We start from the raw sequence: 20237 nt of genomic DNA, 5'->3' as shown, positions 1-20237 counted from the left end.
CCGTTTATAAAATTGCTTTTGCTCTTTTATTCGGAATTATGGAAGTGGTATCATATCCGGAAAACTTCTTCATATAATGCTTCACTGTAGAACCATAAGCATCTGAGAAATTCTGACGACCAGCGCTTCTAAGGAATTTCTTTACACTTCCAGGACCAGCTAAATGCGCTGCTGCTAAAATACCAGACTCTGTAACTAGTACACCATTAATTTTCTTACCATTAAAACGTTTGATATCTTTTCTAAGGATCCATTTGTTACGCTCAGCATTAGCGAGAAACGCTTTTTCCTGTAATTCAGGATTATACAAAAACTGATTGGGATTGTGAATACCAATTAACTTTAAAGTTTCAGCTCCAAATTGATACTTCCCTAAATACCCTAAAGTATTTACTGAAAAATAATTCCCTCTGGATTCTTTAAACGCTAAAGCTTCCTTAAAACCTGTGTACGATTTCCCTAAATACGGAAAATACGTATGTGTTTTTTGGAAAGGATTTGATAAATGTGTACCGTGAGCTTCAGAAGATGAAGCCAAATCATGTTGAACTGTAAAGTCCAATTCTAATCCTTCGGTCGAATACATGGCGACATCCAGAGAAGGGCTCGGTTTAAGTGCCATAAACATAACACTACAAATAGCTAGAGGGATAGCAAAATAATTACTTACTTTTTTCATCATAATAGCTAACTTTATGTAAGGTAAATTTGTCCCCTAATTCACCTTACAATTTCAGCATGCAAATATACGCCTTTTTTTAAACTACTGAAAATTAGCTGTTAAACTGTTGTTAAAAGTAGACATAATGGAACTTAAAGCCATTTTTATCGTTGAACTCCAAGGTTGGAAATGGGACTTTAATCGTGTTAAAAACGTCAAATAACGATCGCAAGAGTCTAGAATTTGTCTTGATTTTTGACAAATCGACGTCTAAACTTAAGTAATATTGACGCTGTCTGTTCTGAGTTATTAATAAGTTATTAACGCGTTCGTTTTTCCCAGTTAACATGCCATCGGCACCATAACCTATGGCTACGTTTAACCAAACAGGAAGTTTACTGGATTTTACAAAGGAACTAACATTAGCACTCAACCAATACGTCTGTCCATTATAATCTTTTAGCATTTCTTCCAAAAAACCATCTCCTAACTTATCAGGACGTTGAGCTGCATATCCCGTTTGATGAAATGAGTATTTCATTACAATCCGTTGTTCTTCCCAAAGTAACTCCTGACCAACATACAATCCAGTTCCCAATGCATTGGCTGCCATATCAGACCATGAAAATCCCCATTCTGCACTATAACCATCTAATACTTCAACAGCTGTAAGAAATGTAAATCCTAAAGTTGCTCCATAAATTAACTGGTCTTTATTACCAACACCACTCCATTTTAAAGCATCTGCTCCTACTTTTCCTAATTGATAGGCAGAAAACGTATGGCCTAATTTATCCATCTGAAGCCATTCGTCAGCATCATTAATAGTATGAAACTTAGATCTTGGAAAATCTGCATACCATAACTGGTCTAAACCAACCAATGTTAGTGTTCCTAAAGTCACTTCAGAAATTATAACGGCATTTCTACGCGAAACATTCAAGGAATCACTAGGTTTTAGAAATGCATCAATTTTGGATTGAGAGAATGAACAAATCGACACTAAAAAAATAAGACTTGTATATATCCAACGACACTTCACGCCTATCTATTAATACCTTGAGAAGATAAGTAATTTTGATAGTCTCTGGCGTTAACATTATGTTGTGCTAAGGTTTTAGCGAACTTATGAAAACCTGGTTTTTTAGCATTGGCAGCAAAATATAAATACGAATGCTTTTCGAAGTTAAGCACAGCATCTATTGCTGAAATATCTGGCATAGCAATTAATCCAGGCGGTAAACCAGCATATTTATAAGTATTGTAAGGCGACTCTATTTCTTTGTGAATATTAAGCACTCGCTTTATGATTGTATTTTTATATTTCGGAAGCTTATACGCAGCAAATTTTAAAGTTGGATCTGCTTGTAAAGGCATACCAATTCTAATCCTGTTCATATATACACCAGCAATTCTTGGTTGTTCACTGGATTGTTTTGATTCTTCATAAACGATTGAAGCTAAAGCCATCACTTCATCTCTTGATAATCCGATTGCCTTAGCTTTCGCATTTCTATCGGCATTCCAGAAGCGATTGTATTCTTTCAACATTCGGTCTCTGAATTCTTCTCCAGATGTATTCCAGAACACTTCATAACTATTAGGAATATACATGCCTAAAGCTGTTTTTTCTGAAAAGCCGCTAGCCTTCAAAAATTCAGGGTTAGTCATTGCTTGTAAAAGAGACAAGCTATCTGCTTCAATTTGCTGACTTACACGTCCTGCCAATTTTTCAAGCGATTCCTGATTGTTAAAAGATAGTTTTATTGGTTGATTTCCGATGCGAATAGAATTAATAATGTCGTTATTACTCATTCCTTTCTTAATGACATATTTTCCAGCCTTCAGATTTGTAGTGTATTTTTTCTGAGTTGCAAGTGCATCAAATTTATCAATATCAATTAATAATGGTTCTAACTGTTCTCTTACATCTTCATAAGAGGCATTTGTTGGCACATAAATATAAGCTTCCGCATTATTAAAAGCTGTATTAGCTTTAAACATGGCTCCATAAACAAAATATGCAAAGTATGCGGCAACAACTAAGCCTATTAGTGCAATTGCCCAAAGTATTTTTTTGATATACATATTATTTTAAAATTCGTTGTAAGAGATATTCATTTTTATAAGAACCGTTAATGACGTTCCAGTCTTTTTTGAGGCCTACAATTTCAAAACTTTGGTTCTTAAACAGTTTTAAACTCATTTTGTTGTCTTCGGAAATATTACAATACAATTGATGTAATCCCAAATGATTCAAACTATAATCTATTAGTAATGTTAAAGCTTCCTTACTATATCCTTTTTGTCGGTTCGCTTCCTCTTTTATCAAAACACCAATTCCTGCGCGTTTATTCTTAAAATCAAAATCGAATAAATCTATAAGTCCGATAGCGACATCTTCCATATTACAAATCACCAAACGTAATTGTTTGACTTCAAAAATGTCTTTATGTGCATTTTCAAGATATTGTTTGATTAAAAATTTGGAGTAAGGTGTAATAGTATTACTTATTTCCCAAACCGACTGATCGTTTTCAATAGCATAGATGAAGTCTAAGTCTTCAGGTTCTAGAGCTCGTAAGTAGATATGTTTACCTTTAATATTAATCATTAATCTCACCTTTAAATACCTGAGTTGCTGGACCAATTAACCAAATGTTTTTGTATCCATTTTCAGCTTTTTCAAAAGACACGTTTAAAAGTCCGCCTTGAGTTTGTAAAGCAATCGTATTCTTTTCTGTTTCTCCAATATAGTGCATGGCTAATGCAACTGCAGTAACTCCAGTTCCACAAGACAAGGTTTCATCTTCAACACCACGTTCGTAAGTTCGAACTGAAAAATTGTCATTTGAGTTTTTAAATACGAAATTCACATTACTTCCAGCTTCATTATAAGGACTTCCATATCTAATTTTACTGCCTTTAGTTTTGATATCCACCTGCTGAAGTTTGGTTTCTAATTGCACATGATGAGGCGATCCTGTGTTTAAAAACACATGTGTGTTATGATTTTCAATTTTTGGAACGTCCTGCATCTTCAAACTTACAATCGCATCATTTATCGTTGCTTCATGCAAACCATCAATAGCTTCAAATGTTGCCGAATCTTGAATAATGCCTAGATATTTGGCAAAAGCAGTAATACAACGACCTCCATTTCCACACATTGAGCTTTCATTTCCATCTGCATTATAATACACCATTTTAAAATCTGCTGTATCATGGTTTTCTAAAAGAATCAATCCGTCCGCTCCAATGCCAAAACGTCTGTCACATAAAAAGGCAATACGTTTGGTATCATTTTTGTCGAAAATGTGCTGACGATTATCAATCATCACAAAATCGTTTCCTGTTCCTTGATATTTGTAAAATGGCAATTGCATAGAGATGCAAATATAGGAATAATGCTACGATAATTACGTTGTTAAATGACCGTTAAAAGTGACGTTAAAAATCGTTAAAGTTGACAAGCTAAATCAATAAATAATTAATTTTAATCGTTACCTAATTAATAAATATTTTTAAATATGAAAAAAATCTTAACCTTAGTATTTGTTTCAGTGTTAGGTGGAATTATAACATTATCTGCCTATAAATTTTTGATAGAAAAAGAAACAACTGTGGTCGCTGAAACAGCTTCAGAACAGCCATTCTTTGTTCCTACAAACTACAAAACGACGAATGCAAATCTAATAGATGCAGAACATCCGAGTTTTGTAAATGCTGCCGAAAAAACGGTTGATGCTGTGGTTCACGTAAAGAACACAGCTTTGGTATCTGCACCATTGTCTTTACAAGACTTATTCTTCGGTCGACAACAATCTAAACGTGCTCAGGTTGGCACTGGAAGTGGAGTTATCATTTCTCCTGATGGTTATATCATTACGAATAATCACGTGATTGCTGGATCTGAATCAATTTCGATTACATTAAACGACAACAAAATATATGATGCTGAACTTATTGGAACAGATGAAAAAACAGACATTGCACTTCTAAAAGTTGAAGCAGACAACGATTTGCCATTTATAACATTTGGTGATTCTGATGCTGCACAAATTGGCGAGTGGGTTTTAGCCGTTGGTAATCCTTTTAATTTAACATCAACGGTTACTGCTGGAATTATTAGCGCTAAAGCAAGAAATTTATCGGGTAGAAATTCTCAATCATTTATTCAAACAGATGCCGCTGTTAATCCTGGTAATTCTGGAGGTGCTTTAGTCAATGCTAACGGAGAACTTGTCGGTATCAATACAGCAATCACCTCACAAACAGGATCATATATCGGATATTCTTTTGCTGTGCCGAGTAATATTGCCAGAAAAGTTGTTGAAGACATTATTGAATATGGAAATGTGCAAAACGGAATTTTAGGTGTATCACTGCTCAATAGCAATTCTAAAGAAGCTATCGAAAAAGGCTTAAATGAAATTAAAGGTGTTTATGTTGCTGAAGTTACTGAAAAATCTGGAGCTGAAAAGGCAGGTATCAAGATTGGTGATATCATAAAGAGAATAGACAATATTGAAATTTCTAAGTTTTCAGATTTGAGTGGTTATCTAAAAACCAAACGTCCTGACGATGTTGTGAATGTTGAAATCATTAGAGATGGTAAGGTAAAAATTCTACCTGTTGCCCTTTCAAAAACAGATATTCTCACCGTTGAATTTATGAATATGCAATTGAAAAATCTTTCTGAAGAGCGCAAACGAGAAAACAACATCAGTTACGGAGTTGAAGTTGTAAAAAATGACAACGACTGGCTATCTGAAAATCTTGGTGTATCTTCAAAATACATAATTACCGACATAAATAACGTCAAAATTAACAACATTGAAGACATTGCTATTTTGAAACAGAAGTTTGGTGCAAATCCTGAACAGTACATTAAAAAAATTGGTCTTATTAATAAAGAAGGCGAAAAAGAGCAATTTCTAATTAGGTAATTGCCTCAGGTTTTTGTTAAGAAAATCCGTTAATATCTAGTGGTTTTAACGGATTTTTTATTTTTAAAAAAAACGTTACGAAAACGTTTGAAATATATTATTTTTGCAAACTGAAACAGAGACGTCTTTACAATTTTTAATGATAAAAATTGAAGCGTTAAAACAAAACAAACAACCTTGTCTGCTGAATAATCAGGCACACTAAATTTAAAACAATGAGTTTGAATGGAACTTATGAAAACGAATTGGCTTTTCAAGCTGATCGAAGAAGAGCAACGGTAGAATTTATTAAAATCGTTAGCGACCTTTGGTACGACAAATCTATAGAATTGGTGCTATTTAGAAATCAATTGATAGATCGTAATGTTAGTGAAATTTTAAATCTTCACGAATATGCTGGTGAATTTGTACAAAAACCAATTTCTATTTTTGATTCTGTTGAAATAGCTCAGGCTATTAAAACCCTAGACCTTCCTCCTGCGAAATTAGACATTGGGAAGTTAACGTATGAGTTTCATCTTGAAGATCAAAAGTACAGTAATGCAACTGCCTTTGTAGCCAATAAATTAAAAGACGCCAAAAAAAATAAAAACATCAAACCAAAAGATGTGGTGTTATATGGTTTTGGTAGAATTGGTCGTTTGGTAGCCAGAGAGTTGATGACTAAAACCGGTAAGGGAAGTCAGCTGCGTTTGAGAGCCATTGTAACTCGTGGAACAATAGACCAGACGGTTCTAGAAAAACGAGCTTCATTATTAAGAAATGATTCAGTGCATGGCGATTTTTCAGGAACGGTTATTGCCGATTTGAAAAACAGTGCTTTAATTATTAATGGAACAACAGTAACTATTATTTCAGCAAATGCACCTGAAGATATCGATTATACGAAATATGGTATACAAGATGCGTTAGTAATTGACAATACAGGAGCTTTTAGAGATAAAGAAGCCTTAAGCAGGCATCTAAAATCAAAAGGTGTTAATAAAGTATTATTAACGGCTCCAGGTAAGGGTGTTCCTAATATTGTGCATGGTGTAAACCATTTAGAAAATGATCCTGATAAAGTAGATATTTTCTCTGCTGCCTCATGTACTACAAATGCCATTACTCCTATTCTTAAAGCTGTTGAAGATACTTATGGTGTAGTTAGTGGACATTTAGAAACAATTCACGCTTATACTAACGATCAAAACTTAGTAGACAATTTTCATAAGAAATACAGACGTGGACGTGCCGCTGGATTAAATATGGTCATTACTGAAACTGGAGCTGGAAGTGCTGTTAGTAAAGCCTTACCTTCATTTGAAGGAAAACTAACATCTAATGCCATTCGTGTTCCTGTACCAAATGGCTCTTTAGCTATTCTGAATTTAGATTTGGAAAAGAAAACATCTGTAGATGCTATGAATACTATCATGAAAAAGTATGCATTAGAAGGTGACTTGGTAGAACAGATTAAATATGAAATGAGTGACGAATTGGTATCTAGTGATATTGTCGGAAGCTCTGCACCTTCAATTTATGATAGTAAGGCGACGATTGTAAGGCCAAATGGTAAAAATGTTATATTATATATTTGGTATGATAACGAATACGGTTATAGCCATCAAGTCATTAGACTTGCCAAATATATCGCCAAAGTAAGACGATTTACGTATTACTAATCGATTAAACATCTAAAATTATTTTTTTTACGTATATATCTTAGCCTCACAAATTGTGAGGCTAATTGTTTAACCATTATGAAGTAAATCTTCATAAATTTATTATATTGTTCCCTAATAATCACACTATTAATTTTACTAACCAAAATGAAATTATTTAAAACACTATTACTTTCATTATTTGCTTTAACATGTTTTACAGCATATTCTCAAACCGAAGACGACTCAAATGAGCTATCACTTAGCAGTGGTACTATTGATAGTCAATTTGAATATATTTTTGTAAAGTCTGGTAACTTCAAAGGCACTAACGGACAACGGTATGAAGCTGTAAAACAAGCTTGGCTACTTCAATTAAAGACCAATGTCTTGGATTCGTTAAAAACAACTTACAAGGAATTAGATAATCTAGAGGCCACTGTAAACAGTCAGGTGAAAGAAATTGAGGATTTAAAACTGAATTTATCAAATACTAAAAGCAAGTTAGATAATACCATTTCAGAAAAAGATAGTATGCAATTGTTTGGAATGCAAATGACCAAGCCAAATTACAGTCTAATATTATGGAGTATTGTTGGAGTTCTTGCTGCTTTATTATTATTCTTTATATATAAATATAGAAATAGTAATGCAGTAACAAAACAAGCACAACTATCCTTAGCTGAAACTGAAGAAGAATTTGAAGAACACAGACGTAATGCCTTAGAACGTGAACAAAAAGTGAGACGTCAATTACAAGACATGATTAACGAGCAAAAGAATGCTTAATATCTAGTCCTACTGAACTTGATTTAGTATAACATTAAAATATCAATTAAAATCTGTAATTTCGATTACAGATTTTTTTTATGACTATACGCCAAGCATATCTTAAAGATTTAGAAATAGTTGTCCCGTTATTCGATGCTTACAGAGTGTTCTACAAACAAGAATCAAACCTAGAAGATGCCAAAAAATTTCTAACAACATTATTTGAACAAAAATCTTCTGTGATTTACATCGCTTATATCAATCATAACGCTGTTGGTTTCACGCAACTATTTCCCTTGTTTTCTTCCGTATCAATGCAATCTATGTATGTATTAAATGATTTGTATGTAAACTCAAATTACAGAAATCAAGGCATTGGAGAGGCTTTAATCAATAGAGCCAAACAATTATGCCAAGACGAAAACCAAAAAGGCTTAGCAATTCAAACCGCTTTTGATAATCCAGCGCAACATCTATATAAACGATTGGGTTTTGAAAAGGATACCGATTTACAGTTCTTTTGGACTAACAAGTAAATTATACTTAGCCAAAAGTAGCTTTTAACATGAGATTTGGCTACATATAAAAATTAGTCCTTTTGAAAAAGACTGTCAATAGTAATTTGATTATTCATCACTTGATTACTATACACATTAGGTTTAACACCGAAAGTTGTAACAAAAGTCACGAAGACATTTTTACGTTTACTCATAGCATTTATAAATTCTGTTTTTTTCTTCTGAACATTTGCAGCGTAACTTTTATTTATAGTAAACTCATGTTCAGAAAATTTCATTTCACAGATATTTACAGATCTATCACTCCTGTCAATCAGTAAATCGATTTGAGCATTTTCATTTCTCCAGCTCGAACTTAGAACTTCTATACCAGATATACCTAAGCCTTTCAATAATTGTTGAATATGCTTTAAACACAAAGTTTCAAAGGCAAATCCGCTCCAGGATGCATAACTTCGGGATGTGTATAATGTTTTCCAGCTTCGCCCTTTATTATTTTTGATGTATTTCAAGTAAAAAATAGAATACTCATCAGTTAATCGGTACAGTGTTTCCTTTTTTTTATTTGAATAAGGCCTGTACTCTGATATAAAACCCGATTCTGATAATTCGGAAAGTGTAGTTGTTAAGGTTCCTCCAGAACTTATATTGGTTTTAGTCACTAACTCTTCACGACTAATGCCGCTTTGTGATGTTGATAAGGCTTCAACAATGCGAATGTGATTATCTGAATCATCAAAAAGCGAGACAAACACCTGATTAAATTCATTGACTAAAATGCCGTTGGGTTTAAAACATAAACGATCAATAGCAACAGGAACACTATCACCTGATTGAATTTTATCTAAATAATGTGGAATTCCGCCAATTGCCATATAGAGTTGCAAGTAGGAATATCTATCTAAATGCACATTTTTAGATTTTAAAAAGAGTTCTGTTTCGTAAAGATTAAAAGGCAATAGTCTTATTGGAATGGTAATACGATTATGCAACCCCTTACGATCATTAATAACTCTGTTTACCATAAAGGAAGCCGCTGAACCACAAATAACAATAATAAGGTCACGCCTGTGACTGCAGAAGCTGTTCCAGAAATGTCCGAAAAACTGAACAAATTTAGAACGTCGAGTGTACATCCATGGAAATTCATCTAGAAAGACGACTTTTTTAGTATCCGATTGTAATGTGTCAAGATAATCGCTCAACATCGCAAATGCTTCCAACCAGTTTTCGGGCTTTTCTAAGGCACTGAAACTTTTATTTTTTCGACAAATTGCGTTATGAAAATTTGTGAGCTGGTCTTTATAGCTTCCATCAGGAATGCCTGAAACCTCAAGTACGCAATACTTTTTATACGCCTCTCGAATAAGAAATGTTTTGCCTACTCGACGTCTGCCATACACAACAACCAATTCAGATTTATTAGAATACAAGGCGTCATCAAGCAATTGTAACTGTTCTTCTCTACCGATTACTAAATTCATAAAACAACTCTATACGTAGCCAAATATACAAATTAAATATAGCTTTTGGCTGGTTATAAAATATTAAACCCATTTTAGAAATCAAAAATTCAACTATCTTTACGCTCTACAAAAGAAGACTATGCGCATAGACATTATAACCGTTTTACCTGAATTAATTAGAAGTCCGTTTGAAGCTTCCATTTTAAAACGTGCCATTGAGGCCAACTTGGTAAGTGTTCATTTTCACAACTTACGTGATTATGCCACTGGAGGCTATAAAGCTGTTGATGACACACAATTTGGTGGTGGAGCAGGAATGGTTATGATGATTGAGCCAATAGATAAATGCATTACAAAATTACAAAGCGAGCGTGATTATGATGAGATTATTTATATGACTCCAGATGGTGAACGCTTAACTCAGAGTATTGCCAATCAGATTTCAATGAAGGAGAATATTATCATTCTTTGCGGACATTATAAAGGTGTGGATCAGCGCGTACGTGATAAGTTTATCACCAGAGAAATCTCAATAGGAGATTATGTATTATCAGGCGGCGAACTGGGAGCAGCTGTATTATGTGATGCAGTGATTCGGTTAATTCCTGGAGTTTTAGGAAATGAGACTTCTGCCCTGACCGATTCATTTCAGGATGGATTATTAGCGCCTCCTATTTATACGAAGCCTAGAGAATACGATGGCATGAAAGTCCCAGAAGTGTTATTTAGTGGAAACTTTCCTGAAATAGAAAAATGGCGAGAAGAACAAGCTTACTTACGTACAAAGGAAAGACGACCTGATTTATTGGAAGAATGAAAGGGATTAGGGATTAGGGATTAGGATAATTTAATATCTTATACCTCTAAACTTACACCTTATGCCTTATGCCTTATTACCTTATGCCTCTAAACTAATGCCTTAACATCAATGAACCTGTGTTAAGGATTGCAGCATTGTTGGAGCTCCTTGAAAAGAGCGACTGCGGAAAGCCTGACGTTTTGTGATCCTGCAAGGTTTTGAAAACCTTGTAGGTATGAGCAAAAGGGAACACCCAAATCCAAATGAAAAACTTTTTAATTTTTACTTTTTACTTATAACTTTTTAACTATCTTTGCACCACTTTTGGATTAACCTCTGGCGAAAATCGTGAATGTTGGTTTGAAATAACGTATATAAATATAAAAAGATGAGTTCTTTAGTAAAATTTGTACAAGACGAATTTGTAACAAAAAAAGATTTTCCTGAATTTAGTGCTGGTGATACAATCACTGTGTACTACGAAATTAGAGAAGGAGAAAAAGTACGTACGCAGTTTTTTAGAGGTGTCGTATTACAACGTAAAGGTTCTGGAAGTTCAGAAACATTTACAATCAGAAAAATGTCTGGAACTATTGGTGTAGAGCGTATTTTCCCAGTTAACTTACCAGCACTTCAAAAAGTAGAAGTGAATAAAAGAGGTAAAGTTAGAAGAGCAAGAATCTACTACTTTAGAGGCCTTACAGGTAAAAAAGCAAGAATTAAGGAAGTTAGAAGATAATTTTCTAAATACATATAGATTAAGAAAAGCCTTGACAATGTCAGGGCTTTTTTGGTTATGAACTTTTGTTAATAACTTCGGTTCATAAAATGTGAATATCTAAAAGGCGTAAAAATTTGGAATTTCGAAACAAAACTCTACTTTAGCTAAACAATTAACAACAAACCTAGTTTGGTTTTGAATTAAATTTTGAATTTGTGTTAAATTGTGATAGAGTAACGTTCTTTATTTATTAGTTGTTTTTGGAGGTTTTGGCGTCGCAGGTGTATGCGTGTTAGACAAAGAAATCATGACACTTTTGTGGTTGTTGAATGTTTAGGCAGTTGACAATTGAAAAAGTAGAAAGCTTTGAATAAGTATCAGGAGCGAAAGCAAATGAGAACAGGATGAGCAATGTCTTTTGAGCGTCTTACGTGAAAACGAACAGATGGTGAAAAAGAGATCAAGAAAAGCAATTAAAACCGGAACAAAGTAATAGCAGGTCAATACATTTTGAAAGTTATGAAATGTTTCATTGAGATAGTCAAGCTTGAACCGAACTGAAATGTGGGAATGCAAATTCAGCGATTTCAATTTTAACAGCAATGTTAAATAGGTCATGTGGAAGCTAAATCAAAAAAGCCATGTCAGAGTAGTTTTGCTACAGTGATATGGCTTTTGTTTTTATATAAATTTCTTTAATCTCTGCTGTCTTTTACTAAAGTGATCTTTCTCCTGTTTCAATAGTTAATTTCACTTTATTAGCTCTTAGTTTATTTGTATATTTGCTAGGCTTAAAATTTAAGCTTTTCAGATTAAAACAAATTCTAAACTTTTTATGGCAAATACTCCTACAATAATTTACACAAAAACAGACGAAGCACCAGCATTAGCAACACATTCGTTATTACCAATCATAAAATCCTTTACAGCCTCTTCTGGTATTAATATTGAATTGAGAGACATTTCTTTAGCTGGTAGAATTTTAGCAACATTCCCCGATTTTTTAACCGAAGACCAACGCGTCCCTGATGCATTAAAAGAATTAGGTGATTTAGCAAAACTACCTGAAGCAAATATTATAAAACTACCAAATATTAGTGCCTCTGTTCCACAATTGAAGGAAGCAATAAAAGAATTACAGGATCATGGTTATAAATTGCCTGATTTTCCTGACGAACCAAAAACTACAGAAGAAAAACAAATTCGTTCTCGATACGATAAAATAAAAGGAAGTGCTGTAAATCCTGTTCTTCGTGAAGGAAACTCTGATAGACGTGCTCCAAAAGCTGTAAAGAATTTTGCGAAAATGAATCCACATTCAATGGGAGCCTGGTCTTCAGATTCTAAAACGCACGTGGCGACAATGTCGCATGGTGATTTTGCTCACAATGAAAAGTCGGTTACCTTAACAGAAGCAACTTCTGTAAAAATAGTTCACACAGACAAATCTGGAAATATTACTATTTTAAAGGAAGGTTTAGACTTATTAAAAGGTGAAATTATTGACGCTACTGTAATGAGTAAAAAAGCCTTATTGGCCTTTTTAGAAGAACAAGTAGAAGATGCTCTAGATAAAAGTGTGTTGTTTTCGTTACATATGAAAGCAACCATGATGAAAGTGTCCGACCCAATCATTTTTGGTCATGCAGTTCGAGTTTTCTTTAAAGATTTATTTGAAAAACATGGTGCTACTTTTGATAAGATTGGTGTAAATGTGAATAACGGATTTGGAAACTTATTGGAAAAATTGAGCGAGCTATCTGAAGACAAGCGAGACGAAATTAGAGATGATATCAGATTTGCTTTAGATCATGGTCCGGATTTAGCCATGGTAAACAGTGATCGTGGAATCACAAATTTACATGTGCCAAGTGATGTGATTATTGATGCTTCAATGCCTGCTATGATTCGTACATCTGGTCAAATGTGGAATGCTGAAGGAAAACAACAGGACACCAAAGCTGTTATTCCAGATAGTAGTTACGCTGGTTTATATTCGGCAACTATTGATTTTTGTAAAAAGCATGGTGCTTTTGATCCTACCACAATGGGAACTGTTCCTAATGTTGGATTAATGGCGCAAAAAGCCGAAGAATATGGTTCTCATGATAAAACATTTGAAATCGCTTCAAACGGAACTGTACAGGTGATAGATGCTTCAGAAAATGTATTGCTTACTCATAAGGTTGAAACTGGAGATATTTGGAGAATGTGTCAAGTCAAAGACGCTCCTGTTCAGGATTGGATTAAACTAGCAGTAACAAGAGCTAGAGCTTCAAAAACACCTGCTGTATTTTGGTTAGACGCAAAGAGAGCTCATGACGCAGAATTAATAAAGAAAGTAAATCAGTACTTGCCAAATCATGATACTTCTGGTTTAGATATTAGAATTTTATCTCCTATTGAAGCTACTAAATTCACATTAACACGAATTAAAGACGGAAAAGATACCATTTCTGTGACAGGAAATGTATTGCGTGATTATTTAACAGATTTATTTCCAATTTTGGAATTAGGAACAAGTGCAAAAATGTTATCCATCGTTCCTTTGATGAATGGTGGTGGTTTATTTGAAACTGGTGCAGGTGGATCTGCTCCTAAGCATGTTGAACAGTTCACCCAAGAGAATCACTTACGTTGGGATTCTTTAGGCGAATTCTTAGCATTGGCAGTATCTTTAGAACATTTTGGTGAGGTTAATAATAATGCAAAAGCAAAAATACTATCTGAAACCTTAGATGATGCTACTGAAAAATTATTGTCTAATGGAAAATCGCCTTCAAGAAAAGTCAATGAGTTAGACAATAGAGGAAGTCATTTCTACTTAGCACTTTTTTGGGCTGAAGCTTTAGCTAATCAAACGAAAGATACGGATCTTAAACATGAATTTGCTCAAGTGTTTAAAGAACTACAAGCACATGAAGCAAAAATTGTAGATGAATTAAATTCGGTTCAAGGTCAATCTATGGATATTGGAGGTTATTACCAACCTAACGAAACAGCTACTTTTGCTGCGATGCGACCAAGCGATACGTTTAATAAAATTTTGAAATAAGAAATACTGAAAAAGACCATTTATTATGGTCTTTTTTTTTACAAAATGACGAAACAAGATTTACAGGAATGTTATAAGAGAATTCAACCTTTTATACATCATACACCTACTCTAACATCTGGTCTAATCAACAAACTTGTTGGTGCAGAATTGTATTTTAAATGTGAAAACTTCCAGAGAGCTGGAGCATACAAAATTCGTGGTGCGACGAATGCGATCATGCAACTTTCAAAATTACAACAGCAGCATGGTGTTGTAACGCATTCTTCTGGTAATTTTGCGCAAGCCTTATCACTTGCAGCTAGAAACTTAAATATCAAAGCATACATCGTTATGCCTTCTAATTCGCCTAGCGTCAAAAAAAATGCTGTTTTAGAATATGGAGGTAAAATTATAGAATGTGAATCAACAATTCAAGCTCGACAAGCAGCAGCTGATCTAATTGTCGCAAATACTGGAGCGACATTTATTCATCCTTCAAATCATCCTGATGTCATTACAGGCCAAGGAACAGCTGGATTAGAATTACTGCAAGAGCATTCCGATTTAGATTATATTATTTGTCCTGTTGGTGGTGGTGGATTAATTGCAGGAACAGCTTTAGCCGCAACTTATTTTTCTGAGAACTGTCAAGTTATTGGAGGTGAACCAATAGAAGCAGATGATGCCTATCGCTCCCTTATTAGTGGAAAAATTGAAACTAATATCACTGCAAATACCATTGCAGACGGATTAAGAACTCAACTTGGTTCACATAATTTTCCTATCATAAAAGAACATGTCAACCAAATTATTAGAGTTTCTGAACTAGAAATAATTGAAGCCATGCAACTCATTTGGGAACGAATGAAAATTATCATCGAACCTTCTAGTGCTGTTGCCTTTGCCGCTATTTTAAAAAACAAAACAACCTTTAAAACTAAAAAAGTTGGTATCATCATTTCGGGAGGAAATGTGGATGTTGCTAATTTGCCATTTTAGTTCCATAATACTTAAATTTTAAGTGTACACATTACTCTATGTTAAGTCAAAGTTTAACTGATGATTAAATGTTATGTTAAAAGCTTTAATAAGAACCTTTGTTCTTACTTTTTAATTTTAATTTCGTGTAACATTTGTTAAAGTGATTCGTTTAAACTTACATACTTTATCAATCAAAACATATTAATCATAAATTATGACAATACTTTTTAGAGTCATTTTACTCCTATTTATTATAAGTCCTTTAACTCTTGAAGCACAAGAAAAATACACGATTAGTGGTGTCATTACAGACCAAAATAGCAATGAAACACTTATTGGAGTCAATATCTTATTCCCAGATCAACAAACTGGTACTATAACTAATGAATATGGTTTTTATTCAATCACTCTAGCTGAAGGCACTTACAAACTGGTCATTAGCTATTTAGGTTTTCAAAATATTATAGAAACAATTGAACTAACTTCAGATTTGACAAAAAATTTCAGTTTGAATGAAGCCACAGAAGCTCTGGATGAAATTGTAATCACTGAAAATATTGAAAAATTAAACATAAGAAAACCTCAAATGAGTGTCAATGCACTTTCAGCTAATACTATTAAACAAATTCCTGTAGTACTTGGTGAAGTAGACGTCATTAAAGCCATTACACTTTTACCTGGTGTAACCACTGCTGGTGAAGGTGCTTCCGGATTTAATGTTAGAGGTGGTTCAGCAGATCAAAATTTAATCCTTCTTGATGAAGCAATCGTATATAACTCCTCTCATTTATTTGGTTTCTTCTCGGTTTTTAATCCAGACGCTATAAAAGATTTAAGATTATATAAAGGTGGTATTCCTGCTCGATATGGAGGTCGTGTATCGTCTGTTCTAGATATATATCAAAAAGAAGGAAATAGTAATGGGTTTCATGCCAATGGTGGTATTGGTGCTGTGTCTAGCAGGTTGTTAGTCGAGGGGCCAATTAAGAAAGAAAAGGGTTCGTTTTTACTTGGAGGAAGAGCATCTTATGCACATTTATTCCTACCCCTTTTTGATATTGATAATATCGCTTATTTTTATGATTTAAATACTAAACTGAGTTACAAGCTAAACCAAAAGAACAATATTTACTTGTCTGGTTATTTTGGCCGTGATGTGTTTAGTATAAACGATAGCTTTGAAAATACCTATGGTAACACCGTTCTAAATTTTAGATGGAATCACTTATTTTCGGATAAATTATTTTCTAATCTTTCTTTAATTTATTCCGATTATTACTATGGCTTAAATTTAGATTTTGTTGGTTTCGATTGGAATTCGGGAATTAGAAACTTCAACATAAAATATGATTTTAAACATTATTTAACCGATAAAGTAAAATTGCAATACGGATTAAATACAATTTATCACAAATTCAATCCTGGTGAAATTGAACCTTCATCCAGTACCTCTGGAATAAATCCTCAAAAACTAATTGATAAATATGCCTTAGAAAATGCATTCTATTTTGACGTAGAACATCAATTAAATGATAAACTAACTGCGTCTTACGGATTAAGATATAGTAACTTTTTGAGGTTAGGCCAAGATGAGCTTAATACTTATGAAAATAATCAGGCAGTAATATTTAATGACCAACTTCAAATTTACGAAAAAGCTGAACCTATTGGTACAGAAGAATTTAAACGTAGTGATATTATAGAATCCTTCAATAATCTTGAGCCAAGACTAGCTCTCGCTTACCAGTTAAACAATAAGTCGTCTGTAAAAGCAAGTTATAACAGAATGACACAATATTTACATTTACTTTCTAATACAAGTTCTCCTACTCCTTTAGATGTTTGGACGCCTAGTGGTAAATATGTGAAACCTCAAATTTTAGATCAATATGCTGTTGGCTACTTCAGAAATTTCTCTAACAATAACTTTTCCTTAGAACTTGAAAGTTTCTACAAAACAGTAAAAAACAGAATTGATTATATAGATGGTGCCGATTTGATTGCAAATGATGCCATTGAACAAGTAATTCTAAATGGAAGAGCTAGAGCTTACGGTTTAGAAATACTCTTAAGAAAAAACGAAGGTCGATTTACAGGTTGGTTAGCCTATACACTTTCTAAATCGGAGCAACAAACCGAAGGCAGATCAGCTAATGAAACTGGTATTAACAATGGTGAGTGGTATAATACACCGTTCGATAAAACACATGATGTATCATTTACAGGAAGTTATGAACTGACAAAAAAATGGTCCTTTAATACTAATTTTTTATTTCAAACTGGTCAGCCTGTAACCTATCCAAACGGTCAGTATGAGTATAATGGTATTCGAATTCCTAGTTATACTAACAGAAATGAATTTAGACTACCTGCATACCATCGTCTAGATATCTCTGCAAATTATACGCCTAAGCCAAATAAGACTAAGGGATTTAGAGGTCAATGGGTATTCGGAATATACAATGTTTACAGTAGGCGAAACGCTGCCTCAATAAGCTTTAGCCAAAACAGAGATACAGGTAGAAATGAAGCAACTAGATTGGCTATATTCGGAATTGTACCATCAGTATCTTATAATTTTAAATTTTAAAAATGAAAAAGATTTTATTTATCATAGTTCTAATTTTCGCATACGCTTGTGAAGATGTCATTGATTTGGAATTGCCAACTTCAGAACCAAAATTAGTGATTGATGCTTCCATAGACTGGCTTAAAGGGACACCTGGAAATGAACAACAAATTAAATTGAGTTTAACTGCGCCATTCTTTGATCTTGAGGTTCCTCCTGCCAATGGTGCTTCAGTGATCATAACAGATAGCAATGCTAATAGCTTTGAGTTTATTGAAAATGAAGATACTGGCATCTATATTAACAACTCGTTTATTCCTGAAATAAATGGTGAGTACACTTTAACTGTAATTTATGAAGGAGAAACTTATATAGCGACAGAAACACTCAGGTCTGTAAATGAAATTACACGTGTGGAACAAAATTTAGAAGGTGGTTTTTCTGGAGATGAAACCGAGATTAAAGCGTTTTTTAATGATCCCGCAGACGAGGAAAATTATTACTTTTTTGAGTTTACACCTTCACTGCCAGTGACTCCAACTCTAGATACTTTTAATGATGAATTTGTAAATGGAAATGAAATTTTCGGATTTTACGTTGAAGAAGACTTAGATTTAGGACAAAGCGTAACGATACGAATTCATGGTGTATCTGAACGCTTTTATGAGTTTATGTTTATACTATTACAACAAATAGATGATGGAGGTGGTGGACCTTTCGAAACACAACCTGCAACTGTAAGAGGTAATTGCGTCAATCAAACTAATCCTGATAATTTCCCTCTTGGATATTTCAGACTGTCTGAAGTCGATGAATTTGTTTATACGGTTATTGAATAGTATATTTTGGACGTTTCAACTCTTAGCTCTTTTTGCTTAGAGCAAAGAGTTGTCGTGCTATCCACTATATCTTTTTGAGTGAAAATCTCAAAAAGGATGCCGCTACTATCACTAACGCAGGCGAAAAATAACTATTTTTACAATATGACATTTATAAAAACTACCGAGCAGGATTCAAATTATAATCATTTGGAACAAATGACTGTGACTGAATTATTGACTAATATCAATAACGAGGATAAAACAGTGCCCTTAGCAGTTGAGAAAGCGATTCCTCAAATTGAAAAATTAACTGAACAAATAGTCATTAAACTTAAAAATGGAGGTAGATTGTTCTATATTGGAGCTGGAACGAGTGGACGATTAGGCATTTTAGATGCTTCCGAATGTCCACCTACTTTTGGTGTGTCGCATGAATTAGTAATCGGATTAATTGCTGGAGGAGATTCAGCCATTAGAAAAGCTGTTGAATTTGCAGAGGACTCAACAACCCAAGGTTGGGAAGATCTGAAAGCTTACAATATATCCATAAAAGATGTTGTAATAGGTATCGCAGCCTCAGGAACGACACCTTATGTTATTTCAGCATTAGAGAAATGTAATACAAATAATATCATTACTGGATGCATAACCAGTAATCATAATAGTCCTCTATCAAATGTTTCAAATTATCCAATAGAAGTTATTGTAGGTCCAGAGTTTCTAACTGGTAGCTCACGAATGAAAGCTGGTACAGCTCAAAAGTTAGTACTAAATATGATTTCTACAACTACTATGATTAAATTAGGTAGAGTTAAAGGCAATAAAATGATAGACATGCAATTGAGTAATAATAAATTAGTAAATAGAGGAACTCAAATGATAATGAATGAATTAAACATTAGTTTTGATGAAGCTGAACAATTATTAAAGACCTATAAAAACGTGAGATCAGCAATTAAAAATTATACGAATGGAAACTAAAAGAACTAATAAAGAAGAGTTAGTTAAAGGAATTAAAACTATGGGAATTTCTTTAGTTTTAATGTTTATAGGTCCAAGTCTTATGTATATTGCTCAAAGCAACACTGAAAAACCCTTATACATTCCTATTCTAATTCTGGCATTTATCTTATGTACCTTAGCAATCTACTTTGCCTTCAAAGGGCTAAAGATTATTATGGACAGTATGTTTAAATAAAAACACACTACACCAAATATTAAAAGAGTCCAATAATAGAATTGTTATTATTGGACTCTTTGTTTTAAAACTATGAACATATTAAAATACAAAAAGCCCTTCA

General features: G+C 33.6%; 18 protein-coding genes. 12 read left to right on the top strand and 6 right to left on the bottom strand.

The features are described from left to right. Positions 1-4: 4 nt before the first annotated feature. The 5 genes from TD18_RS15210 to dapF all read right to left on the bottom strand — a co-directional run bounded on the left by TD18_RS15210 (position 5) and on the right by dapF (position 4047). The gene (locus TD18_RS15210) at positions 5-682 is read right to left on the bottom strand and encodes a lysozyme family protein (protein ID WP_040254337.1); all 678 of its coding nucleotides are present in this window, start codon (positions 680-682) and stop codon (positions 5-7) included. A gap of 109 nt (positions 683-791) precedes the next feature. Beyond that, a complete protein-coding gene (locus TD18_RS15205) occupies positions 792-1664 on the bottom strand; it encodes a DUF2279 domain-containing protein (RefSeq protein WP_084205943.1) in 873 nt (290 codons plus the stop codon). A 41-nt stretch (positions 1665-1705) separates the two neighbouring features. After that, the gene (gene mltG, locus TD18_RS15200; protein WP_040254334.1) at positions 1706-2749 is read right to left on the bottom strand and encodes an endolytic transglycosylase MltG; all 1044 of its coding nucleotides are present in this window, start codon (positions 2747-2749) and stop codon (positions 1706-1708) included. Between the two features lies 1 nt (position 2750). Next, positions 2751-3275, bottom strand: coding sequence for a GNAT family N-acetyltransferase (locus tag TD18_RS15195; RefSeq protein WP_040254332.1), 525 nt, complete (start codon positions 3273-3275; stop codon positions 2751-2753). Beyond that, positions 3268-4047, bottom strand: a complete 780-nt coding sequence (gene dapF, locus TD18_RS15190) for a diaminopimelate epimerase (protein WP_040254330.1) — start codon at positions 4045-4047, stop codon at positions 3268-3270. Before dapF ends, TD18_RS15195 begins: the two co-directional genes overlap by 8 nt. 144 nt (positions 4048-4191) lie before the next feature. Here dapF and TD18_RS15185 point away from each other — a divergent pair, with 144 nt between their 5' ends. The 4 genes from TD18_RS15185 (at position 4192) to TD18_RS15170 (ending at position 8560) form a co-directional block, all read left to right on the top strand. Beyond that, complete coding sequence (locus TD18_RS15185) at positions 4192-5610, top strand: trypsin-like peptidase domain-containing protein (RefSeq protein WP_040254328.1); 1419 nt, start codon at positions 4192-4194, stop codon at positions 5608-5610. Positions 5611-5825: 215 nt separating this feature from the next. Next, complete coding sequence (locus TD18_RS15180) at positions 5826-7274, top strand: glyceraldehyde-3-phosphate dehydrogenase (protein ID WP_040254326.1); 1449 nt, start codon at positions 5826-5828, stop codon at positions 7272-7274. A 147-nt stretch (positions 7275-7421) separates the two neighbouring features. Then, on the top strand, positions 7422-8042 hold the full coding sequence (locus tag TD18_RS15175; RefSeq protein WP_040254324.1) for a hypothetical protein: 621 nt from the start codon (positions 7422-7424) through the stop codon (positions 8040-8042). A gap of 80 nt (positions 8043-8122) precedes the next feature. Continuing rightward, positions 8123-8560 (top strand): GNAT family N-acetyltransferase, encoded by a 438-nt coding sequence (locus TD18_RS15170; RefSeq protein ID WP_040254322.1) that lies wholly within the window; start codon positions 8123-8125, stop codon positions 8558-8560. 53 nt (positions 8561-8613) lie between these two features. Here the strand turns inward: TD18_RS15170 and TD18_RS15165 are convergent, their stop codons facing one another. Beyond that, on the bottom strand, positions 8614-10026 hold the full coding sequence (locus TD18_RS15165) for an AAA family ATPase (protein WP_040254320.1): 1413 nt from the start codon (positions 10024-10026) through the stop codon (positions 8614-8616). 121 nt (positions 10027-10147) lie between these two features. Here TD18_RS15165 and trmD point away from each other — a divergent pair, with 121 nt between their 5' ends. The 8 genes from trmD to TD18_RS15125 all read left to right on the top strand — a co-directional run bounded on the left by trmD (position 10148) and on the right by TD18_RS15125 (position 20134). Beyond that, complete coding sequence (gene trmD / locus TD18_RS15160) at positions 10148-10825, top strand: tRNA (guanosine(37)-N1)-methyltransferase TrmD (protein WP_040254318.1); 678 nt, start codon at positions 10148-10150, stop codon at positions 10823-10825. A gap of 370 nt (positions 10826-11195) precedes the next feature. Beyond that, positions 11196-11546 carry a 50S ribosomal protein L19 gene (gene rplS, locus TD18_RS15155; RefSeq protein WP_040254316.1) on the top strand — a complete coding sequence of 117 codons (351 nt, stop codon included), beginning with the start codon at positions 11196-11198 and terminating at the stop codon, positions 11544-11546. 817 nt (positions 11547-12363) lie between these two features. Next, the gene (locus TD18_RS15150) at positions 12364-14583 is read left to right on the top strand and encodes an NADP-dependent isocitrate dehydrogenase (protein ID WP_040254314.1); all 2220 of its coding nucleotides are present in this window, start codon (positions 12364-12366) and stop codon (positions 14581-14583) included. A gap of 45 nt (positions 14584-14628) precedes the next feature. Continuing rightward, on the top strand, positions 14629-15564 hold the full coding sequence (locus tag TD18_RS15145) for a pyridoxal-phosphate dependent enzyme (RefSeq protein WP_040254312.1): 936 nt from the start codon (positions 14629-14631) through the stop codon (positions 15562-15564). Between the two features lie 196 nt (positions 15565-15760). After that, on the top strand, positions 15761-18136 hold the full coding sequence (locus TD18_RS15140) for a TonB-dependent receptor (RefSeq protein WP_040254310.1): 2376 nt from the start codon (positions 15761-15763) through the stop codon (positions 18134-18136). Between the two features lie 2 nt (positions 18137-18138). Continuing rightward, on the top strand, positions 18139-18954 hold the full coding sequence (locus TD18_RS15135) for a DUF4249 domain-containing protein (protein WP_040254308.1): 816 nt from the start codon (positions 18139-18141) through the stop codon (positions 18952-18954). A 144-nt stretch (positions 18955-19098) separates the two neighbouring features. Beyond that, on the top strand, positions 19099-19917 hold the full coding sequence (gene murQ / locus TD18_RS15130) for an N-acetylmuramic acid 6-phosphate etherase (RefSeq protein ID WP_040254306.1): 819 nt from the start codon (positions 19099-19101) through the stop codon (positions 19915-19917). Then, entirely contained in the window at positions 19907-20134 is a 228-nt protein-coding gene (locus TD18_RS15125; RefSeq protein ID WP_040254305.1) for a DUF6095 family protein, read from the top strand. The genes murQ and TD18_RS15125 overlap by 11 nt, the downstream gene beginning before the upstream one ends. The last annotated feature ends 103 nt before the right edge of the window (positions 20135-20237 follow it).

The sequence above is a fragment of the Psychroserpens mesophilus genome, assembly GCF_000826645.1.
GTDB lineage: Bacteria > Bacteroidota > Bacteroidia > Flavobacteriales > Flavobacteriaceae > Psychroserpens > Psychroserpens mesophilus.
This window is presented reverse-complemented; position numbering and strand designations above follow the sequence as displayed.